The organism is Streptomyces sp. NPDC043812 (assembly GCF_056436245.1).
Genome location: NZ_JBWKCY010000004.1, coordinates 210,920 through 231,033 on the forward strand (window position 1 = coordinate 210,920; position 20,114 = coordinate 231,033).

General features: G+C 71.1%; 20 protein-coding genes, 1 pseudogene and 1 riboswitch. Of the genes and pseudogenes, 12 read left to right on the top strand and 9 right to left on the bottom strand.

All coding sequences use genetic code 11. From position 1 onward, the window contains the following. Positions 1-14: 14 nt before the first annotated feature. A riboswitch (cobalamin riboswitch) is annotated at positions 15-136 on the bottom strand. Positions 137-399: 263 nt separating this feature from the next. The 3 genes from AC067Z_RS08205 to AC067Z_RS08215 all read right to left on the bottom strand — a co-directional run bounded on the left by AC067Z_RS08205 (position 400) and on the right by AC067Z_RS08215 (position 2,850). After that, positions 400-798 carry a PIN domain-containing protein gene (locus AC067Z_RS08205; RefSeq protein ID WP_478788650.1) on the bottom strand — a complete coding sequence of 133 codons (399 nt, stop codon included), beginning with the start codon at positions 796-798 and terminating at the stop codon, positions 400-402. Continuing rightward, a complete protein-coding gene (locus AC067Z_RS08210) occupies positions 795-1,079 on the bottom strand; it encodes a hypothetical protein (protein WP_478788651.1) in 285 nt (94 codons plus the stop codon). The genes AC067Z_RS08205 and AC067Z_RS08210 overlap by 4 nt, the downstream gene beginning before the upstream one ends. A 505-nt stretch (positions 1,080-1,584) precedes the next feature. Beyond that, a complete protein-coding gene (locus tag AC067Z_RS08215; RefSeq protein WP_478788652.1) occupies positions 1,585-2,850 on the bottom strand; it encodes an MFS transporter in 1,266 nt (421 codons plus the stop codon). A gap of 154 nt (positions 2,851-3,004) precedes the next feature. Between AC067Z_RS08215 and AC067Z_RS08220 the strand changes: the two genes are divergently transcribed. The 8 genes from AC067Z_RS08220 to AC067Z_RS08255 all read left to right on the top strand — a co-directional run bounded on the left by AC067Z_RS08220 (position 3,005) and on the right by AC067Z_RS08255 (position 9,926). Beyond that, positions 3,005-4,021 carry an ABC transporter substrate-binding protein gene (locus tag AC067Z_RS08220; RefSeq protein ID WP_478788653.1) on the top strand — a complete coding sequence of 339 codons (1,017 nt, stop codon included), beginning with the start codon at positions 3,005-3,007 and terminating at the stop codon, positions 4,019-4,021. Beyond that, positions 4,011-5,171: a FecCD family ABC transporter permease gene (locus AC067Z_RS08225; RefSeq protein WP_478788654.1), complete on the top strand. Its 1,161-nt coding sequence runs from the start codon at positions 4,011-4,013 to the stop codon at positions 5,169-5,171. Before AC067Z_RS08220 ends, AC067Z_RS08225 begins: the two co-directional genes overlap by 11 nt. Then, complete coding sequence (locus tag AC067Z_RS08230) at positions 5,168-5,983, top strand: ABC transporter ATP-binding protein (RefSeq protein WP_478788655.1); 816 nt, start codon at positions 5,168-5,170, stop codon at positions 5,981-5,983. Before AC067Z_RS08225 ends, AC067Z_RS08230 begins: the two co-directional genes overlap by 4 nt. A gap of 11 nt (positions 5,984-5,994) precedes the next feature. Further along, complete coding sequence (locus tag AC067Z_RS08235; RefSeq protein WP_478788656.1) at positions 5,995-6,858, top strand: Rossmann-like domain-containing protein; 864 nt, start codon at positions 5,995-5,997, stop codon at positions 6,856-6,858. Continuing rightward, positions 6,855-7,898: a GHMP family kinase ATP-binding protein gene (locus AC067Z_RS08240; RefSeq protein ID WP_478788657.1), complete on the top strand. Its 1,044-nt coding sequence runs from the start codon at positions 6,855-6,857 to the stop codon at positions 7,896-7,898. The genes AC067Z_RS08235 and AC067Z_RS08240 overlap by 4 nt, the downstream gene beginning before the upstream one ends. Next, complete coding sequence (locus tag AC067Z_RS08245) at positions 7,819-8,844, top strand: pyridoxal-phosphate dependent enzyme (RefSeq protein ID WP_478788658.1); 1,026 nt, start codon at positions 7,819-7,821, stop codon at positions 8,842-8,844. Before AC067Z_RS08240 ends, AC067Z_RS08245 begins: the two co-directional genes overlap by 80 nt. 361 nt (positions 8,845-9,205) lie before the next feature. Further along, positions 9,206-9,619, top strand: coding sequence for a hypothetical protein (locus tag AC067Z_RS08250; protein WP_478788659.1), 414 nt, complete (start codon positions 9,206-9,208; stop codon positions 9,617-9,619). Positions 9,620-9,656: 37 nt separating this feature from the next. Next, the gene (locus tag AC067Z_RS08255) at positions 9,657-9,926 is read left to right on the top strand and encodes a transcriptional regulator (RefSeq protein WP_478788660.1); all 270 of its coding nucleotides are present in this window, start codon (positions 9,657-9,659) and stop codon (positions 9,924-9,926) included. A 158-nt stretch (positions 9,927-10,084) separates the two neighbouring features. On the opposite strand, the gene AC067Z_RS08260 is transcribed toward AC067Z_RS08255, so the two are convergent. Continuing rightward, the gene (locus AC067Z_RS08260) at positions 10,085-10,432 is read right to left on the bottom strand and encodes a hypothetical protein (protein ID WP_478788661.1); all 348 of its coding nucleotides are present in this window, start codon (positions 10,430-10,432) and stop codon (positions 10,085-10,087) included. A 413-nt stretch (positions 10,433-10,845) separates the two neighbouring features. On the opposite strand from AC067Z_RS08260, the gene AC067Z_RS08265 reads away from it, so the two are divergent. After that, the gene (locus AC067Z_RS08265; RefSeq protein WP_478788662.1) at positions 10,846-11,325 is read left to right on the top strand and encodes a hypothetical protein; all 480 of its coding nucleotides are present in this window, start codon (positions 10,846-10,848) and stop codon (positions 11,323-11,325) included. Between the two features lie 67 nt (positions 11,326-11,392). On the opposite strand, the gene AC067Z_RS08270 is transcribed toward AC067Z_RS08265, so the two are convergent. The 3 genes from AC067Z_RS08270 to AC067Z_RS08280 all read right to left on the bottom strand — a co-directional run bounded on the left by AC067Z_RS08270 (position 11,393) and on the right by AC067Z_RS08280 (position 14,733). Then, positions 11,393-13,333, bottom strand: a complete 1,941-nt coding sequence (locus AC067Z_RS08270) for an ABC transporter permease (RefSeq protein WP_478788663.1) — start codon at positions 13,331-13,333, stop codon at positions 11,393-11,395. A gap of 101 nt (positions 13,334-13,434) precedes the next feature. Continuing rightward, entirely contained in the window at positions 13,435-14,238 is an 804-nt protein-coding gene (gene modA, locus AC067Z_RS08275) for a molybdate ABC transporter substrate-binding protein (protein WP_478788664.1), read from the bottom strand. A gap of 99 nt (positions 14,239-14,337) precedes the next feature. Further along, entirely contained in the window at positions 14,338-14,733 is a 396-nt protein-coding gene (locus AC067Z_RS08280; RefSeq protein ID WP_478788665.1) for a TOBE domain-containing protein, read from the bottom strand. 282 nt (positions 14,734-15,015) lie between these two features. Here AC067Z_RS08280 and AC067Z_RS08285 point away from each other — a divergent pair, with 282 nt between their 5' ends. Next, the gene (locus tag AC067Z_RS08285; RefSeq protein ID WP_478788666.1) at positions 15,016-15,435 is read left to right on the top strand and encodes a TOBE domain-containing protein; all 420 of its coding nucleotides are present in this window, start codon (positions 15,016-15,018) and stop codon (positions 15,433-15,435) included. A gap of 140 nt (positions 15,436-15,575) precedes the next feature. Here the strand turns inward: AC067Z_RS08285 and AC067Z_RS08290 are convergent. Then, positions 15,576-15,797: pseudogene (locus AC067Z_RS08290) on the bottom strand (TOBE domain-containing protein); the annotation flags it as partial. A 51-nt stretch (positions 15,798-15,848) separates the two neighbouring features. After that, the gene (locus AC067Z_RS08295; protein WP_478788667.1) at positions 15,849-16,556 is read right to left on the bottom strand and encodes an HAD family hydrolase; all 708 of its coding nucleotides are present in this window, start codon (positions 16,554-16,556) and stop codon (positions 15,849-15,851) included. Positions 16,557-17,034: 478 nt separating this feature from the next. Here AC067Z_RS08295 and AC067Z_RS08300 point away from each other — a divergent pair, with 478 nt between their 5' ends. Both AC067Z_RS08300 and AC067Z_RS08305 read left to right on the top strand, forming a co-directional pair. Then, on the top strand, positions 17,035-18,258 hold the full coding sequence (locus AC067Z_RS08300) for a FrbG (protein WP_478788668.1): 1,224 nt from the start codon (positions 17,035-17,037) through the stop codon (positions 18,256-18,258). Continuing rightward, a complete protein-coding gene (locus AC067Z_RS08305; RefSeq protein ID WP_478788669.1) occupies positions 18,255-20,111 on the top strand; it encodes an aminotransferase class I/II-fold pyridoxal phosphate-dependent enzyme in 1,857 nt (618 codons plus the stop codon). The genes AC067Z_RS08300 and AC067Z_RS08305 overlap by 4 nt, the downstream gene beginning before the upstream one ends. Positions 20,112-20,114: the final 3 nt, after the last annotated feature.

Below are 20,114 nucleotides of genomic sequence, written 5' to 3' on the forward strand. Positions count from 1 at the left end.
GTTCGCGATGGCGTGAGTCTCCTGGCTTCTGGATCGCCGCTCCTCCCGGCCTTCCCGCCCGAGGGCAGTGGCCAAGCATGGAAGTCGCTCCCCAGTCACAGTGGCGGGACCGCGCCGGATTCGCACCGGTTTCCTCGTCCGCCATCGCTCGGGCGGCGCCATCCTGCCAGGGCGAGAACGCGCCAAACAGGGGGATTGGGTGTGAGGCTGTCTCGTAGACGTCACCGTCCGTAGTGCCGCACACGGTGGCTGGGGCGGAGCCGTGTTCAGGGGCTGCTGTGCAAGAGATCGACGGACGTCGGAACCAGCGACTCGTCACGGTCGGCAGCCCCCCTGCGACCATACGGCTTGGCGCCACGATCGCGGCGCCCTGATGTGGGCCTGGCGCGGCGTCACGCGTCAGATTTTCTCGGCAGTCACGCGTGGGTGGTCGGTGGTGAGCATGGTGATGTCCTCGACGTCGGACGTCAGGATGGTGACGCGGCCGGGCTGGGCGAGGGCGGTGGCGCAGAGCATGGCGTCGATAGCGTACTTATGGCCGTGCAGGCCGGCCGCGCGCAGCAGGGTGGCGGCGGACTGGGCGAGGGCCTGGGTGACAGGCTCAACGCGCAGACGGGACAGCGTCCACTTCAGCGCAGCGTCATTGATTCGGGGGTGGATCACTTCGACAAGGACCGCGGCCGAGGTGATCACCGGAAGGTCGGCGTCGCGGGCGGCGGTGAGCCACTCGTGGACCTCGCGGTCACGCTGTACGGCCTTGGCCAGGCCCTCGCTGTCCAGGATCAGGGCGCCGCTCACGCGGCCGCCCCGGCATCGGAAGCGGGGCTGCCGGTGAGCTTGGCCCGCTTGGCAGCGACAGCCTCCGGGTCGGCGGGGCCGTTGGCCTGGTCGAAGTCGGCGATCAGCTCGTCCAGGTTGTCGCGCTCGATCTGCCGCTGCGCGGCCTTCTCCAGATATGCAGAGACGCCCCGCTTACCGACCCGCTCACGGATCGCTTGCAGGGTGCCGGCGGTCAGGGAGACGGAGATGCCGCTGCTGGGGCCGTCGCCGGGAGGGAAGTCGGTGTCGTCGTCAGCCATGACACGAGTATGGCATTTCGAATGCTATACGGCGAGGCCCTCTCGGCGGCGGCCGCGGGGCCTTGAGTAGGAGCGCAGCGTGCGTCGAGAAGTCGCACGTAGCGCGCACGATGCACATCGATCTTGAGTCCGATATGCGTCGTGCACGCCCCTGGCCTGTGGTTTCCTTCGACATGTTTTCTGTGGACCTGTTTCGCGTGACGCATCACGTGGAGTGCGTCGCGATTCTGGAGCCTGCGGAGAAGGGCGCCTGACCTGCGGTTTTGTCGCCTGTGCGTTTCATGCGACTTCTGACCCATATCTGACGCACGCTCTGCGCACCTTCTGATGGGTCATCAACAGGGAGCCATCTTCCCGACCAGGCCGTTCGCCCGGTCGGGAAGCCGCCTCCGAGTGCTGGGCGGCCCAGCTACCGACGCCGTCGGAGAGCCGGGCGGGCCGCTCTCCATGATCCCGTGCCGGGAGGCGGCGGTCCTTCACCACCGGCCGGGGCCTCGCCGCCCCGTCATTCCGTCCTCGCCCGCGCGCTCCGCCCGAAGTGGCGCGCGGTCGGTACCAGCGCCGCCGCGGCCGGGACGAGGAAGCAGGCGGCGGCGCACACGGCGAGAACGGCCGTGACCCCGAACGCGGCGATCGCCGGGGCGATCAGGGCGAGGCCGACCGGCGCCAGGCCGTAGGACACCAGGAAGTCCAGCGAGGAGACGCGGGCCAGCTTGTCCGGGGCGACCTCGCGCTGAGTGGCCGTGAACCACGGCACGTTGAACAGCTCGATCCCGATACCGGCGACGGCGTACGCGGCGACGACCACGACCGGGTGTACGGGCAGCATCAGGCTCAGCGGCGCGACGCCGTACGCGGCCAGACCCGCGAAGGCGGCCCAGCCCTGGGAGCGCGGCCGCCAACGGCCGATGACCAGGGCCCCTCCGAGCGCGCCCACGGTGTACGCGGTCATGGCCGCGGCCAGCACCCACTCGGTGTCGTAGCGGTCCCGGCTGATCAGGGGCAGCGCGACGCTGGTGGCCGAGTATCCGAGGGCGATGACCGCGACCAGAGCGGCGAGTCCGGCCAGGAACCAGGGGTGGCGGCGCGCCTCGCGTATGCCCTCCAGGAACTCGGCGCGGAAGCCGGCGCGCGGCGCGGGCCCGGTCTCGGCGGCCGGTTCCGCGGCGGCCCCCTTGCCCGGGACGAGCGCGGCGACCAGCCAGAGCAGCCCGATGCCGAGCAGCAGCGTCCCGGTGTCGAGGAAGGCGGCGAGCAGGGCGGTCAGGGTGGGTCCGGCGAGTGTGGAGCCGCGTACGGCCATGGTCATGGCGGCGTTGGCCTGCTGACGGCGCCCGGGGTCGACGGTCTCGGCCGTGAGCGCCTGGAACGCCGGGCGGCAGGCGCCCTGTCCGGCGCCCGCGAGGGCGGCGGCCGCCGTCATCAGCACGAGTGAGCGGCCGAGACCGGCGGCGAGGAGAGGCGCGGCGACGGCCGCCGCGAGGCCCGACCAGAGCACGACCGCGCGGCGCGAGTGCCGGTCGGCCAGCACGCCGCCGACGGCGACGGCCGCGAGGAAGCCGCCGGTGCGTGCGGCGAGGACCAGCCCGAGACCGGCCGCGCCGAGGTCGCGGTGCAGTACGGCGAGCCCGAGGACGAAGGGCAGGGCCCACGTCGCAAGTCCGGAGGCGGTGGTGCCCGCCCACAGGCGGAGGAACACGGCGTCGCGGAGGACCGAACGCGGGGGCGGGGTAGCGGACTTGGCCGCTGTGGGCGCGGGTGTGGTGGCCACGGTGCGGGTGCTCCTTGGAGGCGGGGGTGGCGGCTCGGTGAACCGCCCCGAGGGTGTTAATGAAAATGAATACCATTACAGTACCCTTCGAGCGCGGCACTCCCGCCCGGTGCACGACAACACCCACGCCCTTCCCTCCCAGACCGGAGAACCCATGCGTCACCCCACCCACCTCGGCATCGCCCTGACCCTCGCCCTCGCCACGGCGGGCTGCTCCACGGCAGTCGGCGACGGCTCCAGGACGGAGGCCGAGCCGGCCGCGGCCTCCGTCACCAGCTGCGGCCGCCAGGTGTCCTTCGCCGAGCCGCCGGAGCGGACCATCGCCCTGGACCAGACCTCGACCGAGATCCTGCTCGAACTCGGACTCCAGGACCGGATGGCGGGAACCGCCAACCTCAAGACGAAGATCCCCGCCAGGTACGAGGCCGCCTACGCCGAGGTCCCGGTCGTCGCACCGAAGATCGCGACCGGTGAACAACTGCGTGCCGCCACCCCCGACTTCGTCGTCGCCGGTTCCACGGACCTGTTCACCAAGGACCGGGCCGGCACCCGCGAAGAGCTGGACGCCCTCGAAGTCCCCACCTTCGTCAGCGCCGTCGACTGCCCACAGCACAACCCGGCCGGCAAGACCTCCTTCGAGCTGCTCTTCTCCGACTACGAGAACCTGGGCAAGGTCTTCGGCGCCGAGAAGCGGGCCGGCAAGCTCGCGGCCGACCAGCGCGCGGCGGTCGCCAAGGCCGGGGAGAACGCCTCCGAGGTTCCCCGGGGCGCGGACCGGCCGACCGTGGTCTACCTCTACTCCGTCTTCAACGGCATGCCGTACGTGGCGGGCAGGACCGGTCTGCCCAGTGAGATGAGCCGGATCGTCGGCGCGAAGAACGCCTTCGACGACGTGAACGAGGACTGGCCGGAGGTCTCCTGGGAGGAAGTCGCCGAGCGCGACCCGGACTTCATCGTGATCGGCGATCTGTCGGAGCGCGGCCGGCCCGGCGACAGCGCCGCCGAGAAGCGCGCCACGATGACCCGGCACCCGGTGATCTCCAAGCTCGCCGCGGTCCGCGACAACAAGATCCTCGAAGTGCCGGGCATCGAGCTGGACCCCTCCGTGCGCTCCGTCCACGCCCTGGGGCTGCTGGCGAACGGCATGAAGGACCTCGGCCATGTCCGCTGACCCGGACACCCGGAGGGGGCCGGCGGATCTCCTGCTGCCGGCGGCCCGCGGGCGGGTGGTGACTCGGCCCATGACGGCCGGTCCGGCCGGGCAGCCCGGCCGAACCAGCCGAACCAGCCGAACCAGCCGAACCGGCCGGACCGCGGCGGCCCAGGCGGTCTTCTTCCTCCTCGCCGCCGGCACCCTGGCGGGGTCGGTGACGGCGGCCGTGCGCATCGGCACCGCCGACGTGGGCTGGAGCGGCCTCGCCCGCGTTCTCGGCGCCCATCTCGGGCTCGACGTGGAGCCGTTGCCCCCGCTGGTGGACTCCCTCGTCTGGGACCTGCGGCTGCCGCGCGTGCTGCTGGCCGCCCTCGTCGGCGCCGCGCTCGCCGTGTGCGGCGCGGTGCTCCAGGCGGTCACCCGCAACGCCCTCGCCGACCCCTACCTGCTCGGCGTCTCCTCGGGCGCGTCGACGGGAGCCGTCACCGTGGTCGTACTCGGGGTGGGCGCGAGCGCGCTCGGGGTCACCGGCGGCGCGCTCGTCGGCGCGCTGCTCTCCTTCGGATTGCTCCTGGTCCTGCTGCGGCGCACCGGTCTGGACTCTGCCCGCATCGTCCTCACCGGCGTCGTCGTCGGCCAGCTCTTCACCGCCGTGACCTCCCTCGTCCTCATGGCCTCGGCGGACGCGGACACCACGCGGGCCGTCACCCACTGGCTGCTGGGCTCGATGGCCCCGGCCCGCTGGGACACGGTCGTGGTCTGTGCGGTCGTCACCCCGCTGGGACTGCTGACCGCGTGGCTCTGCTCGAACGCCCTCGACGGGCTTGCCTTCGGCACCGACACCGCCGCGTCCCTCGGGATCGGCGTACGGCGCACCCGGATGCTGCTGCTCGTGGTCACGGCGGCCCTGACCGCCGTGGCGGTGGCCACCGTCGGCGCCATCGGTTTCGTCGGGCTCATCGTCCCCCACGGCGTGCGCTTCCTCGTCGGGCCGCCCCACCGGGTGCTCCTGCCGTACGCGGCGCTCGCGGGCGCGGTGTTCCTGGTGTGGACGGACGCCCTGGCGCGGATCGCCTTCGCGCCCCACGAGGTTCCCGTGGGCGTGATCACCGCCCTGCTCGGCGTCCCGTTGTTCCTCCTGGTCCTGCGCAAGAGGGGGGAACTGTGAGGATCACCGCCGAAGAACTGAGCTGGTCGGTGGCGGGCACGCCGGTCGTACGCGGCGTCAGCGCGGACATCGCCCCCGGGGAGACCGTCGGCCTGCTCGGCCCCAACGGCTCGGGAAAGTCCTCCCTGTTGCGCTGCCTGGGCGGCCTGCGGGCCCCCGACGCGGGCACGGTCCGGTACGACGGCGAGTCCGTGCGGGACTGGAGCGCGCGCCGGATCGCCCGTCATGTCGCCTTCGTCGAGCAGGACGCGGGCGCGGACAGCGATCTGCGGGTCGCCGACGTCGTGGGCCTGGGGCGGACCCCGTTCCGGGACCGCTGGCGGGGGCCGGACGCCACCGACCGGGCGGTGGTCGCCGCCGCGCTGGAGCGCGTCGGACTCACCGCGCTCGCCGGCCGCTCCTGGAGGGCCCTTTCGGGCGGCGAGCGGCAGCGCGCCCAGATCGCCCGCACGCTGGCCCAGCAGCCGTACGGGCTCCTGCTCGACGAACCCACCAACCACCTGGACGTCAAACACCAGTTGGAACTGATGGAGCTGCTGACCGGCACCGGCCAGACGGTCCTGGTCGCCCTGCACGACCTCACGCTCGCCGCCCGGTACTGCGACCGGCTGCTGCTCCTGCACCACGGCCACCTGATCGCCTCCGGCACCCCCGCCGACGTCCTGACCGCCGAGCGGCTCGCCGAGGTCTTCGAGGTCGACGCCGAACTCACCACTGACCCCCTGGGACACCCCGCGGTCACCTACCGCGGGACCCTCGGCGCCCCGACCCGGACCCCGGCCGTGGCGCCGGCACCCCAACCCGCCCTTTGAGAAGGAATCCCATGACCCGTACAATCTCCGTCCCCGCCGCCGGTACCGCCACCGAGGCCCCGACCGTCGACGCGCTCATCGAGGCCGTCCTCGCGGGTGAGCACGGACCGCTCCCCGCCGAACTCGTCGTGACCAGCGTGTTCTGGATCCACCACGGCACCCGGCTGGCCGGCGGCGACACCACCTACCTCAACCAGTACGTCCTGGTCCGCCTCGGCGGCTCCTTCGGCAGCTGTGCCTTCGAAGCCGGCGAAATCGCGCCGGCGGTCTGCCGCGACTCCTCCGGCACCCCGCTCGACGTCCTGCTGCGCGAGGCCCCGCGCCCGTTGCGGATCGCCGCCCTCGACGCCTACCTCTCCGAGACCCGCCCGCACCGCGTGGCCGCCGAGGCGGGCGACGCCGAGCCCGTCACCCTCCCCACCGGTACCCCGGAGGTCCGCGCGAGGGCCCGGGACGCGGCCATCGCCGGCCTGTTGGACATCGAGGAGGGTGCCGGGGTCGGCCTCATCGGCGTCGTCAACCCGCTGGTCGCGGCGATCCGCGAGCGCGGCGGGGAACCGCTGCCCTGCGACTTCAACCTCAAGGCCACCCAGTGGGGCGACCCCGTCACCGACGACATGCACGAGGTGCTGGAGAGCGCCGAGGCCGTCGTCGCCACCGGAATGACCCTGAGCAACGGCTCGTTCGACACCATCCTCGAGCGCTGCCGGTCCCGTGGCATCCCGCTGATCGTCTACGCGCAGACCGGCAGCGCCGTCGCCCGCGCCTTCCTCGGCTCGGGTGTGACCGCCCTGTCCGCGGAACCGTTCCCCTTCTCCCAGTTCAGCGCCGAGGAGACGGCTCTGTACCGCTACCGGACGGCGGGCGGCGCATGATCCCCGCCGCCCGCCCGGCCGCACCCGGTGCCCATGGCCTGCGCACCGGCACCGGGCACGCCCCCTGCCACCACGGCGAGATCCTCCAGGGCGTCTTCCTCGACGCCGACGGACGCCGTTGCGCGGGCCTGGTCACCCTGCCCATGGCCGGCCCCGGCAGCCGGGCCGATTTCGTCCGCAGGCCCGGTACCCCGCCGCAGGCGCTCACCGTCGTACCTGCCGACCGCAGGAAAGCCGCGCAGGCCGCGGCCCTCGCGGTCGCCGAGTGCGCGGCGCGGACCGGAGAGCGGCCCTGCGGCGGGGAGTTGCACCTCACCGGTGACATCCCGGTGGGCCTGGGCATGGGCAGCTCGACCAGCGACGTGATCGCCGCCGTGCGCGCGGTCGCCGACTCCTACGGTCTGCTGCCGGCCCCCGCCACGGTCGCCAGGCTGGCCGTGCGCGCGGAGCTGGCATGCGATCCGCTGATGCTCGACGGCCGCCCGGTGCTGTTCGCCCAACGGGAGGGCCGGGTCCTCGAAGTCCTCGGCCCGGCCCTGCCGCCGCTGGTCGTGGTGGGCTGCACCCTCGGCGGGGGCGCGCCCGTGGACACGCTGTCGCTGCCCGTGCAGGAGCCTGCCGACGGAGACGTACGGGCCTACGAGCGACTGCGCAGGCAGCTGCGCCGGGCCGTGGCCACTGGTGACGTGCAACTGCTCGGCGACGTGGCCACCGCGAGCTCGTGGCGGGGTCAGCAGGTGCTCGGCCACCCGGAGTTCGAAGCGTTGACGGTCGTTGCCCGGCGGGTCGGGGCGGCGGGTGTGCAGATCGCGCACAGCGGCGCGGTGGCGGGCGTGCTGTTCGACCCGGCCGCGCCTGGCCTGCGGCACCGCGTGCGCACCTGCCTGCGCGCGCTGGACGCCCACGGCATCGCCGCCACCCGGACCTTCACGACGTTCACCACCACCAAGGAGCTGCTGAATGGACCAGCACATCGCGGAGTCGATCGGCCGACCGGACCTGATACGGCTCGACGACCGGCTCGTCTGCCTGCGCTTTGAGACGATGAAGGTGGTCTCCGCCCTCGCCGCGGTACGCCACCTGCTCGACACCGGTGCGGTGCGCCGCGGGGACACCCTGCTGGACAGCTCCAGCGGCATCTACGCGTACGCCCTCGCCCTGGCCTGTCATCGCCACGGCATGCGCTGTCACATCGTCGGCTCGACAACCGTGGACCACGCGCTGCGCACCCAGCTCGCCGTACTCGGCGCGACGCTGGAGCAGATGGAACCGTGCAGCGACCTGAAACTCGACCAGAAGCGGCGCGTCGAGCGGATCCACGAGATCCTCGCCGAACACCCCGAATACCACTGGATGCGGCAGTACCACGACGACATCCACTACCTCGGCTACCGCGCGATCGCCGACCGGATCCGGGAGGCGACGGGCGCGGACGCACTCACCGTCGTCGGCGGGGTCGGGTCGGGGGCCTCCACCGGAGCCCTCGCCCGCTACCTGCGCGACGGCTCCCAGAGCCCTTCGGGATCGGCCGACGTCGAGCTCGTCGGCGTCCAGCCGTACGGCAGCGTCACGTTCGGCGCCGAACACGTCTCCGACCCGGAGATCATCATCGCCGGGATCGGCAGCTCCATCCCGTTCGGGAACGTCTCGCACGAGCTGTACGAGACCCTGCACTGGATCTCCTTCGACACGGCGCTGGCCGGCAGCGTCGACCTGCTGCGCCGCCACGCGGTCTTCGCGGGCCTGTCGACCGGAGCCGGCTACCTCGCCGCCCGCCACGAACGCCGGCGCGCCCCCGAGCGGACGGTCCTCTTCATCGCCGCCGACACCGGCCACCGCTACGTGGACACGGTCTACGCCCGGCACCGCGAGGCCGCGCGGATCGCGGACCTCGCGCCGCAGGAGGTGTCCGACCCGGGCCAACTGGCCCTGCCGTGGTCGCGGATGCGCTGGAACCGCGCGCCGGCGGCGGCCCCGGCCTCGTGACGGGCCGGCACCGGACGTGGGGCCGCCCTCCACACGGGTGGGCCGGCTCCTCATCCGCGGTGCCGCAACCCCCTTCGGGTCGGCGGTCCGGGCCGACAGTCGAGGACGGGAACGCAGCGTGTCCCAGGCGGCGGCGGTGCGGGCGAAGTCGCGGGTGCGCCTCGCGCAGTCGATTCCGGTGCGGCGATGGTGATTGTCGGGGAATCGGTGTGGCGCCCGGTCGTCCTGGTCGCCACGACGGAAGTCTTCGGAGCCCTCGACCCCCGGTTCATCCACGCGCTTCCTCCATTCGCATCTAGTTGCACTTTTGGAAACTAGATGCCAATCCTGTTGGGGCAACGGAATGGATGGAGGGTCACCCATGGGGCAGGAACCGGACTCCGCAGAACAACTGCGGGTCATCGAAGAGGCGCCGACGCTGACGAGGGCGGCTGCACCGGGTGAGCGTGCACTCGGGGTGCTGTCGGTGGTCGTGCTCTTCTCGGTGCTCGCGGCGGCGAGCGCGAAGGGGATTCCCGTACTGCTCGGCGTCGGCGTTCTCGTGGCGTCGCTCGCGCTCGTCCTCGGCTGGCGGTGGTTCCACCTCCGGGCGCCCGGCCGGAGGCCGCACACCAAGGTCGAGGAAGGTGTCTTCCTCTTTGCTCCGGCGACCCTGGCGATCCCCGGACTCAAGCTGCTGTGGGACAACCCCGCCGACTCGGTGGCCTCGCTCATGTCCGCAGCCGTGCCGACGGCCGTGCTGGCGGCATACCTCGTCCTGCGCTGGAGGCGCTGACGTGTCGCCGCAGCCGCGTACCCGTCTGTCGACGGTCATGCATTCGCCCAACCGGCTGGCCATCCTGGGCGCACTCCGCCACGTCCAGCAGGTCAACTTCTCCGAGCTGCAGGAGGCTTTGGAGCTGTCTACCTCTGAACTGTCCCGGCAGCTGGGGATTCTGGAGAAGGACGGCCTGGTGGACATCGCGAAGTTCCGCGAGCGCAGGCACGCCGTCACGCGGGTCCGCCTCTCCCCCTCCGGCCGCGAGCGCTTCCAGGAGTACCTCGAAGAGCTGCGCAAGGTCGTGCAGTCGGACGTCGAGTAGCGACGCCGCCGGCGAACGGCCGGGTGGGGAGCAGGACATGCGAATGGGCGGGCCGGCACCAGCTCGGCCCACCCACTCACCGTCTCACCGTCGACGCTGCGCCGGTTTGCGGTCCGGAGCGGCTGATCCGACGGGTGTCACACCCGTCCGACGGGGTCTCACGCCCAGGGAGTGGCGCACCAGATGGCACTCGCGGCGAGCGTGGCGGCCAGTCCGACGACCCCGCCCTTCACCGCGATCTTGACACCACGCTTGGCCGCCTCCTTGGTGATCAGGCGCGCCGCGTCCGACCAGCGCTTCTCGGAGAGCTTGTTCATGATGGCGGACGTCGCCCCGCCCAGGCCGCCGAGTCCGACGGCCTCGAGCAGGCACTTGCCGTAGCTGTCCTTGCCCTTGGCGGCCGCGGCCATGGTCATGGAGGACGCCTTCGTGGTGGGCGAGGCCGTGCGCTGGCTGTTGAGCTCGGCCTCGACGGCGTCCGCGAACTCGACACCGAACGTTGCCACGGCGGCGCCGCGGTCGAACTTCCCGTCAGCGGTGCGCAGTTCTCCCTCGTGTATCGCCTCGAGGTACTTCGCCAGCTCGTCGATCTGCTGCTGGGAGACCTCCTCTGCGGCGACCGACGCGGTAGTGGGGGCGTACCGTCCCCTCGCCCGACGCCGCCCTCGGGCGAGGCAGGTGCTCGGCCACGCGCTCGACGTGCCAAGTGCGCCGTATCCGTGCTCCCGTGCCCGTCCCGAGTGCGCTCATGGACACCTTGAGTCCTCTGTCACCGGCTTCCGGACGTACCGATAGTGGTCGGGGCGGCAGGTGAGAGCGGCCTCGGACGTCGGACCGCGCCACCTTGCCCGCGGCTGGGCTCGGTAAGTCTCGCGTCGTGGCAGCCGTCGGCGCAGAACGTCGACTTGGGGGAGGCGCCGTGGGATGGACCGACGAGGTCGAAGCGCTCGGGACGGCCATCGGCGGCGCCGCTGCCCTACTCGGGCTCGCCGCACTGATCGTGCAACTGCGGCACCTTGCCGAGGGACTGCGCTCGGCAGCTCGGGGAGCGACGTACGACATCGGAGTCCAGATCAAGCTGGTCCTCATCGAGCACCCGCACCTGCGGCCGTTCTTCTTCGAGAACGTACCGAATCCGCCTGATCACCCCGAGGCGGCCCGGATCGCGTCACTGGCCGAGCTGTACTGCATCTACTTCCAGGAGCTGGTCGAACAGTCCCGCAACGTGAGCCGTCAGAACCGGGCGGCCTGGGAGTCGCTCGTGAAGTCCCTGTACGAGACGAGCCCGCCCATCCGGCACCAGCTCGAGCGGCGGCTGGCCTGGTACTCGACGGAGCTGCGCGAGATCGTCGAACTGCTGCAACGAGACGAACACGGCAGCGGCCCACCCGCTCCGTGAGGCTGATGCGTCCAGCCCGCACGGAGTTCGTCGTCCGTGCCACCAACCCATGACGCGTACCTGCACGTCACAGGGTCACGGTCGTCACTTCGGTCGCCTTGACGCTCGTCCACACGCTCGCGCCGTCGGCAAGGCCGAGCTCGGCCGCCGCCTGCGGGGTGATCTCCGCGACGAGGTCGGGGGCCCGGCCGGACGTGATCAGCACACGGAGCCTGCTGCCCGAAGCGGTGATCTCGCGTACGGTTCCGGGCCAGACGTTGCGGGGGCTCCCGCCGGGCTTGTCGCGGTGCACGGACACGGCTTCGGGGGCGATGATCGCCAGCACGGCGGAGCCCAGTGGCAGCGGATCAGCGATCACCAGCCGCCCGCCGCCCGGCAGTTCGATCCCCTCGGCGGTGGCCGTGCCGGGCCAGGCGTTGCGCCCGAGCATGCGGGCCACCCACGGGGAGCGGGGGTGGTGGGTGACCTCGGTGGGCGGCGCGTCCTGGAGGGCACGTCCCTCGTCGAGGACGAGGACCCGGTCGGCGAGTGCGACGGCCTCGACCGGGTCGTGGGTGACGATCAGGCAGACGCCGCCGAAGTCGTCGAGGTGGCGCCGCAGAGTGTGCCGGACGTGGGCACGGGTGGTCTGGTCGAGAGCGGCGAGAGGTTCGTCGAGCAGCAGCAGGCGGGGCCGAGCCGCCAGCGCGCGGGCGAGCGCGACCCGTTGGGCCTGGCCTCCGGACAGCTGGGCCGGTCTGCGGTGGGCGAGGTGGCCGACGCCGAGGCGGTCGAGCCACTGCTGTGCCTCGCGACGGGCCTCGGCGCGGGGCACGCCGTGGGCGCGTAGCCCGTAGGCGGTGTTGGTGACGGCGGTCAGATGGGGGAACAGCGCGCCGTCCTGAGGGACCCAGGCGACGCCTCGGCGATGCGGCGGCAGAGCGGTGACGTCGGTGTCGCCGAGGCGGAGAGCGGCGTGGGCGCGGGGGGTGAGGCCGAGCAGGGCGCGCAGCAGGGTGGTCTTGCCGGCGCCGTTGGGGCCGACGACGGCGATGGTCGTGCCGGGCTCGGCGTCCAGGGCGAGCTGGTTGAAGCCGGTGACCTCGGCGTGCAGCGCCCAGCGTTCGCCGTCCCCGCCTTCCGGTGCGGCGGGCTCGGTGACCGTGGTGGCCGGCGGATCGACTTCGGCCGGCGTCGGCGGCTCCGACGCGTCCGGGCGGTCGGCGGGCGTGCCGGTCCAGCGGCCGCGCAGGGCGATCAGCACGAGCATGGCGATGGCGAGGAGCAGCAGGGAGACGGATGTCGCGGCTTCCGGATCGTCCTGCAGCAGCAGGTACACCTGGAGGGGCAGAGTTTGTGTGGTTCCGGGGAGGTTGCCGGCGAACGTGATCGTGGCGCCGAACTCGCCGAGCGCGCGCGCCCAGGTGAGGGCGGCTCCCGCGAGCAGCCCGGGCGCGACCATCGGCAGGGTGACGGTGAAGAAGACCCGCAGCGGTGAGGCGCCGAGGGAGGCCGCGGTCTCCTCGTAGCGCGGCCGCAGCCCGCCGAGGGCGCCTTCGAGGCTGATGACGAGGAACGGCATGGCGACGAACGTGGCTGCCACCACCGCGCCCGAGGTGTGGAACGGCAGCGTGATGCCGAACGTGTTCTCCAGCCACGGGCCGAGCAGCCCGCGCCTGCCGAACGCAAGCAGAAGAGCGACACCGCCGACGGTCGGCGGCAGCACCATCGGCAGCAGGACGAGGGACCGTACGAATGCCTTGCCGGGGAAGGGCACCCGGGCCAGCAGCCATGCCAGTGGCACCCCGAGGAGCAGCGACAGACCCAGCGCCCAGAACGAGACCACGAGGGAGAGCCGCAACGCCTCGACCGTGCCCTCAGTGGTGAGGTGGTCCGCGAGTTCGTCCCACCGCGTGCGGGCCAGGATGCCGATGAGCGGCAGCAGCAGGAACGCGACGGCCAGCAGCGCCGGAACTGTCAGGGCGAGAGGCGCGCGGGTGCCCGGCGCGTGACCGCGGAGACGATTCATCGGCGTGATCCTGGGGCGAGTGGGCGAGTGGGCGGGCGGGGGACAAGGGGAGGGCTGCCCGTACCCCCGGAAACGGGCAGCCCCACGGCCTGCCGACAGGCTCAGGGCTTCTGGAAACCGGCGTCCTGCAGGATCTTCTGGGCCTCGGGCGTGGACAGCCACGCCACGAACGCGGCCGCGGCCTCGGCGTTCTTCGAGGTCTTCAGGGTGGCGGCGGGATAGTCGGCGACGGCGTTCTGCGCGTCGGGGATGTCGACGGCGTCGACCTTGTCGGGAGCGGTGGCGGCGTCGGTCCTGTAGACGAAGCCGGCGTCGGCCTCGCCCAGCTCGACCTTGCTGAGCACCGCGCGCACGTTCGGCTCCTGGGAGACCGGCTTCACGGTGATCTTCTGGGCGTCGAGGATCTTCTTGCTGTACCGGCCGACGGGGACCTCGGGCGCGGCGAGCACGACCTTGAGGTCGGTGTCGGAGAGGTCCTTCAACTCGTCGATCTTCTCGGGGTTGCCCTCGCCCGTGGCGATGACCAGCCGGTTCTTGGCGATGATCACCGGTGCGCCGGTGTCGGACCCCAGCCCGTCCATGGTCTTGGTGTCCGCGGTGACCAGCGCGTCGGCGGGCGCACCCTGCTTCACCTGTGCAGCGAGCTCCTGGGAGCCGGCGAAGGAGAAGGTGATCTTCGTTCCGGGGTGGGACTTCTCGTAGGCGGCGCCGGCGGTCTTGAACACGTCGGTCAGGGAGGAGGCGGCCAGCACGGTGAGGTCGGCCTCGGGTGCGCCGGTGGCGGATCCGGTGGCCTTTGCGCCGGCGTCCTTGGTGTCGTCGTTGCCGCATGCGGAGAGCGGCAGAAGGAGGGCGGCCGTCAGGGCTGCTGCGGCGGCGCGGCGTCTGGTGAAGGTGAAGGACATGAGGGTCGGGCTCCTGGAGGACGTGATCGGCTCGTTGCCGTGTCTACGGGTGGTGATGAGCCGCGCCGGTGACGGGCGACGCCGTTGGGTTGCCTGGGGTCAGGTGCGGTCGATGTGCACGCTGGTCGACTTCACGCGGGCGGTGGCCCGTATGCCGACCTCGAGCCCCAGCTCTTCGACGGCCTCCCTGGTCAGCAGCGAGACGAGCCGGTGCGGACCGGCCTGGATCTCCACCTGTGCGGCGACGTCGCCGAGCTTGACGGCGGTGACGATGCCGGGGAAGGCGTTGCGGGCCGAGGTGTAGGAGGCGTCGTCCTCGCCGGTGCCGCCCTGGGCGACCTCGATGGAGAACGCGGCCAGATCCCGGCCGTCGATCAGACGGCGCCCGCCCTCGTCGCGATGGGTCGCGACCCGGCCGGCGTCCGCCCAGCGGCGCGCGGTGTCGGGGCTGACGCCGAGCAGACGTGCCGCCTGCCCAATGGTGTAGGACTGCATGTGCGTCACCGTAGGGCGCCATTCCTCTCATTTGCAATTTATTCGTGGGATCGTCACGGCAGATGCGAGAGCGCTTGGAGGAACGGCCGATCGGCAGTCCGTGCCGCATCGGTCTCCCTGATGCGGCCCGTGCCGCGGCGGCCGCTGATGCCGTCTGCCACCCGGCGGGTACTCCTGCCCTGGTGCTTGCGGCGCGTGGCGGGAAGAGGGCACCCCGTGTGGCTAGAGTCCGGAGCAGGGCGCGAACAAACCGTCTTTCCTAGGCAATCGAGGCGTTTCGGTATGAGTCTGAGCATCCGCAACCAGATCCCCGGCACCGTCACATCGGTCACCACCGGCGAAGCGATGGCGACCGTCGGGGTCCGCCTCGACGGCGGTCAGGACATCACCGCCGCCATCACCGCCGAAGCCGTCGAGGAACTCGGTCTGGGCAAGGGCACGGCGGTGCGCGCGCTGGTGAAGTCGACCGAAGTCGCCCTGGCCACCGGACCCGTGGACGGGCTCAGCATCCGCAACCAGCTCCCCGGCACGGTCACCGACGTGGCGACCGGCGGTGCCATGGCGAGTGTCAAGGTGGATGTCGAGGGCGGCAGTCTCACCGCGGCCATCACCAAGGACGCCGTCTCGGACCTCGGCATCGCAGCCGGCGCTTCGGTCGTGGCGCTGGTCAAGTCCACCGAGATCTCCCTGTCCACGGTCTGACGGCTCAGGGCCTTTCCGAGTGCCCCGCAGCTCTCCCGTGCGGGGCACTGCGCCGTTCTATCGCGGGGGAGGGTCCTGCGACCGGACCACGAGCTCGATCTGCGCGAGGCTCCGTTCGCCGGTGACGCGGCACGCCGGGCTCACGGGAGGTCGACGTGGACGTTCGTCGACTTGACCCGTGCCGTCACCGTCACACCCACGTCGATCCCGAGCTCCTCCACGGACTCCCTCGTCACGACGGACACGACACGATGCGGCCCGGACCGGATCTGCACCTGCGCCACCACGTCGTCCATGGACACCGCGGGCACGATGCCGACGAGCGAGTTCCGCACCGAGGTCGACACGGTGTCGGGGACAGGTGAGCGTCGGCCGACGCGCAGGGGGCTCCGCCCCCGCCTGCCGAGCCGGCGTCACAGACCGCGCAGATGGCCGACGAGGATCTGGATCTGCTCCAGGCTCTCCAGAACGTGATGAGCTCCGGCCGCCTTGAGGTCGGCGGTGCTGTACGTACCCGTGGCGACTCCCACGGCTGTCGCACCTCGCGCGAGCGCGGCTTCGACGTCCAGGGGCGTGTCGCCGATGACGACGGTGGCATCGAGGGAGGGGGCCGGCCCGTACTTGGCTTCCGCCAACTTCCTTGACACATCCACCAGTTCGGCGCGTTCGAGGTGGTAGTCCCCGAATGACGCGAGATCCAGGTCCAGGTGCGTCGTCAAGCCGGTCGCGGCGAGCTTGGCGAGTCCGATGCGCCGCAGATTCCCGGTCAGCACCGACTGGATCACCCCAGGGATCTCTGCCAGTGCCGCCAGTGCGGCCTCGGCCCCCGCCAGGACATGAGGTCCGGAGGCGGCGAATGCGGTCTGACGTGATTCCGCATATTCGGCGGCCCGTCGTTGGAGCTCACCAAGTTGTTCGTCGTCCTTTCCGGACAGGCGGAGGAAATCCCGCAGGATCGCCCGGTCGGTCCTGCCGTGGCTCGAGAATTGTGCAGTCATGGGGGCTGCGAAGAGCTCCTCGAAGGCCGAGAGCATTGCCTGCCGCCCGAATCCGGCCGGGTTGATCAGAGTGAAGTCGACATCCCAGAGAATCAGCCGGTTGTAATTCATTTGATGAGCCATGGCCGGGGATGCTACAGGATCGCCGAAGCCGCTCCGGCCCCGGTTCGATGTTGAATCGTCAAAGATTGTCGATGGTTGTCGAAGGCGAAAGTGGGTCGGGCCTGTGGATCCCTGAGGCGAATAACCGCCGATCGGTGATCATTTCGGACTTGTCGCAGTTCTGTACGCCATCTCGCATGGTGGATACGGGGTTTGAGGTGGATGCAAGATGATCATAAGGTGGCGCTCAGGTAGACACCCCGGGTGTATTCCGCGGTGTGCACAGTAGGGGGAACTCACCATCTCTGTCAGTACAACTCAACACGCATCTGCGCGCCCATTTTCCGGAAGTGTCGCAGGTCGATATGGCGTGGCATTCTGCGGCGGCGGCCCCGCGGCCATCGGTCCGATCATTGCGGCTGCCCAGCGGGGGCAATTGCCGGAACTCCTCGACCGGGGTGTCCTTCTGGTCGAGGCGTCCGAAGTGGGATCCGGCGGAATGGCGCATTACCGCATTCCTGCCAACTCGCTCGGCGGCGCCTTCCTCGAATGCCTCGACGGCCTGAAGGACGAAGCCTTCGCCTCCTTGCGTGATGCCGAGGAGACGCTGGAGCTGCGACGTCATGCCGACGAATATCCGCCACTCTCTCTCGTGGCCGGATTCTTGCGCAGGCTCGGCGAATGCGTCGCCGCCCTGCTCGCCCGGCACCCCGCCTGCCGGGTGGTGACGGGCGCCGACGTGACGCAGGTCCAGCTCGGTGACGGCGATCGCGGAGTCACCGTCACCGTCACCGTCACCGGTGACGGTGACGTCCCGCTGGTCCTCCACGCCGACCGGGCCGTGATGGCCATGGGTGGAGTCCCGCTGCCCGACGGCGAGACCACGCGGCTGGCACCGGGGCTCTCGCTCCAGCCCTACCGGGACAAGCTCTGCCACAGCGAGGCGCTGATCGACCGCCGCAATGCCCTGCCGGAGCAACTGGCCACCGCTGTCCGAGAGACCGGCCGCATCGTCCTCGTCGGCGGGGCACACAGCGCCTGGTCGGTGGCCGGTCTCCTGCTGACCGACCCGGCCGTCGTCGGCCGTACCGAGCCGGTGGATATCACCGTCCTGCACCGCGCTCCCATCCGGCTCTTCTATCTGTCGGCCGCCGAAGCGGCCGCCGACGGCTACCGGTTCGACCCGGTGGCCGACGTCTGCGCCGCCAGCGGCCGCGTCAACCGGTTCGGCGGACTGCGCGGTCCTGCCCGCACCCTCGCCAAAGCGGCCCTCGGATTCGGCGAGGAACGCGTTCCGGTCCGGTTGATCCGTGTCGGGGACGGCGCGCAGGCCCAGCCGGCCGATGCCGAAGCCGCCCTGCGGGAAGCAGGGGCGATCGTCCTCGCAACGGGCTACCGCACCCGCCTGCCCCGGCTGCTGGCGGCCGACGGCACCGAACTGCATGCCCGCCTCTCCCCGACAGGCACCGTCGTCACCGAGCGGACGGTGCTCGTCACGGACGACGGCTCGGCAGACGCCCGGCTGCTGGCCTACGGCCTCGGTGCAGGTCTGCCCGCCTCGGCCGACATCGGCGGCGAGCCGGGTTACGAACGCCGCGTGGACGGGGTGTGGCTGTACCAGAACGACATCGGCCACATCGTTCTCGACGAACTCCTCGCGGGCCCGTGCCCGCCCGCCAATCGCCCGTCCCAGCGCACGATTCCCGAGGTGGCACCGGCATGACCAGCACCGTTCGCAAGGCCGTCATCCTCGCGGCCGGCACCGGAAGTCGGCTCGGCGCCGAAGGCCCCAAGACGCTCACACCCGTTCACGGCACATCGATCCTGCACCGCTCGCTCGACAACCTCGCGGAAGCCGGCGTCACCGAGGTGATCCTCGTCGTCGGACACCTGGCCGACGAAGTGCGGGCAGCGGTGGGCGACACGTACGCGGGCATGGCGATCGGCTATGTCGTCTCCGACCGCTTCCGCACCACCAACAACGCCTACTCGCTCTGGCTGGCCCGGGAGCACCTCACCGAGGACCTGTACCTGTTGGAGGGCGATGTCGTCTTCGGCCCCGGACTCCTCGGCGAGCTGAACCGGATAGCGACGCCGGCGGTGTGCGCGGTCGCCCCGTGGCGGCGTGGGATGAACGGCACCGTCGTTGCCAAGAACGACGAGGGCGTGGTCGAGCGCTTCCATGTCGGTGCTCGGCGCGACAGCGGCGCGGACGCGTCCGCGAGCCTGTTCAAGACGGTCAACATCCACTTGCTGCGTGGCGGCTTCCTCACGGACCACTTCGTCCCCGCACTCGACCGGTTGATCGAGGAGGGCGGGACCTCGTCGTACTACGAAGTCGTGCTCGCCTCCCTGGCCGAGGAACGGCCGGGCGCCGTGGGTGCGGCGGACTGCGGCCATCTGGCCTGGTACGAGGTGGACGACCTGACCGATCTCACCGCGGCGGTCTACGAGTTCGGCACGGACGCCGAGCGGCTGGACCTGCTCTGCAAGCTGTACGGCGGCTACTGGCGCCACGATGTCGTCGATCACCGGCTGTTGTACAACCTCTACTTCCCGCCGCCCGAGCTCGTGGACGATCTGCTCACGGACTTCCGGGAGGCACTGGTGCACTACCCGGTCGGCCATAGGGTGCTGCAGAGTCTGCTCGGCGCGGTGCTCCGCCAGCCCGCCGACCGCCTCGTGATCGCCAACGGAGCCTCCGAGCTCATCAAGATCCTCGGGCACTCCTTCGAGTCGGTCGCGCTCGCCGTTCCCGGGTTCAACGAGTACGAGGCGGTGTTCGAGGAATCCGCCATCCACCGCATCGAGTTGCCGGGTCCTGCCTTCCAGCTCGATGTCGACGACTTCACCGACCAGGTGCGGGCGTCCGGTGCCGGATCCGTCATCATCACCTCGCCGAACAACCCCACGTCCCTCGCGGTGCCCCGGCAGGACCTGGTGCTGCTGTGCAAGCGGCTCGCCGCGATCGACGTGACGCTGGTGGTCGACGAATCCTTCGTGGACTTCTGCGACGAAGGCCAGAGCCTGGAGACCGATCTCGAGGACCACCCCAACCTCGTGATCGTGAAGAGCATGAGCAAGGTCTACGGTGTGGGCGGGCTCCGGCTCGGCTACCTGCTGTCGGCCGATGTGGACCTCGTGGCCCGCTTCCGCGCCAAGCTGCCCATCTGGAACATCAACGGTCAGGCAGAAACCTTCCTGCGCCTGTTGCCGCGCTACCAGCAGGCGTTCAGGCGCAGCTGCGAACTCGTACGCAGGGACCGTGACGAGTTCTACGAGATGCTGTGCGCCGTCGACGGCCTCACGGTGTGGCGTCCCGACGCGAACTACATCATGGCCCGGCTGCCGGGCCATGTGACGGGACCCGAGGTGGTGCACGCGCTCTTCGCCGAACACAAGATCCTCACCAAGGACTGCGGGGGCAAGTCCATGCCCGAGGGCGAGCAGTACCTGCGCATCGCCTGCCGCACCCCTGCCGAGAACCGCGCCTTCAGCGACGCGCTGGCCGCCCTGCTGGCGGACGCGTCAAAGGCGCCGAAGCCCTCGGCGGCCCTCGCGGCCGCCGGCGCCTGAGGG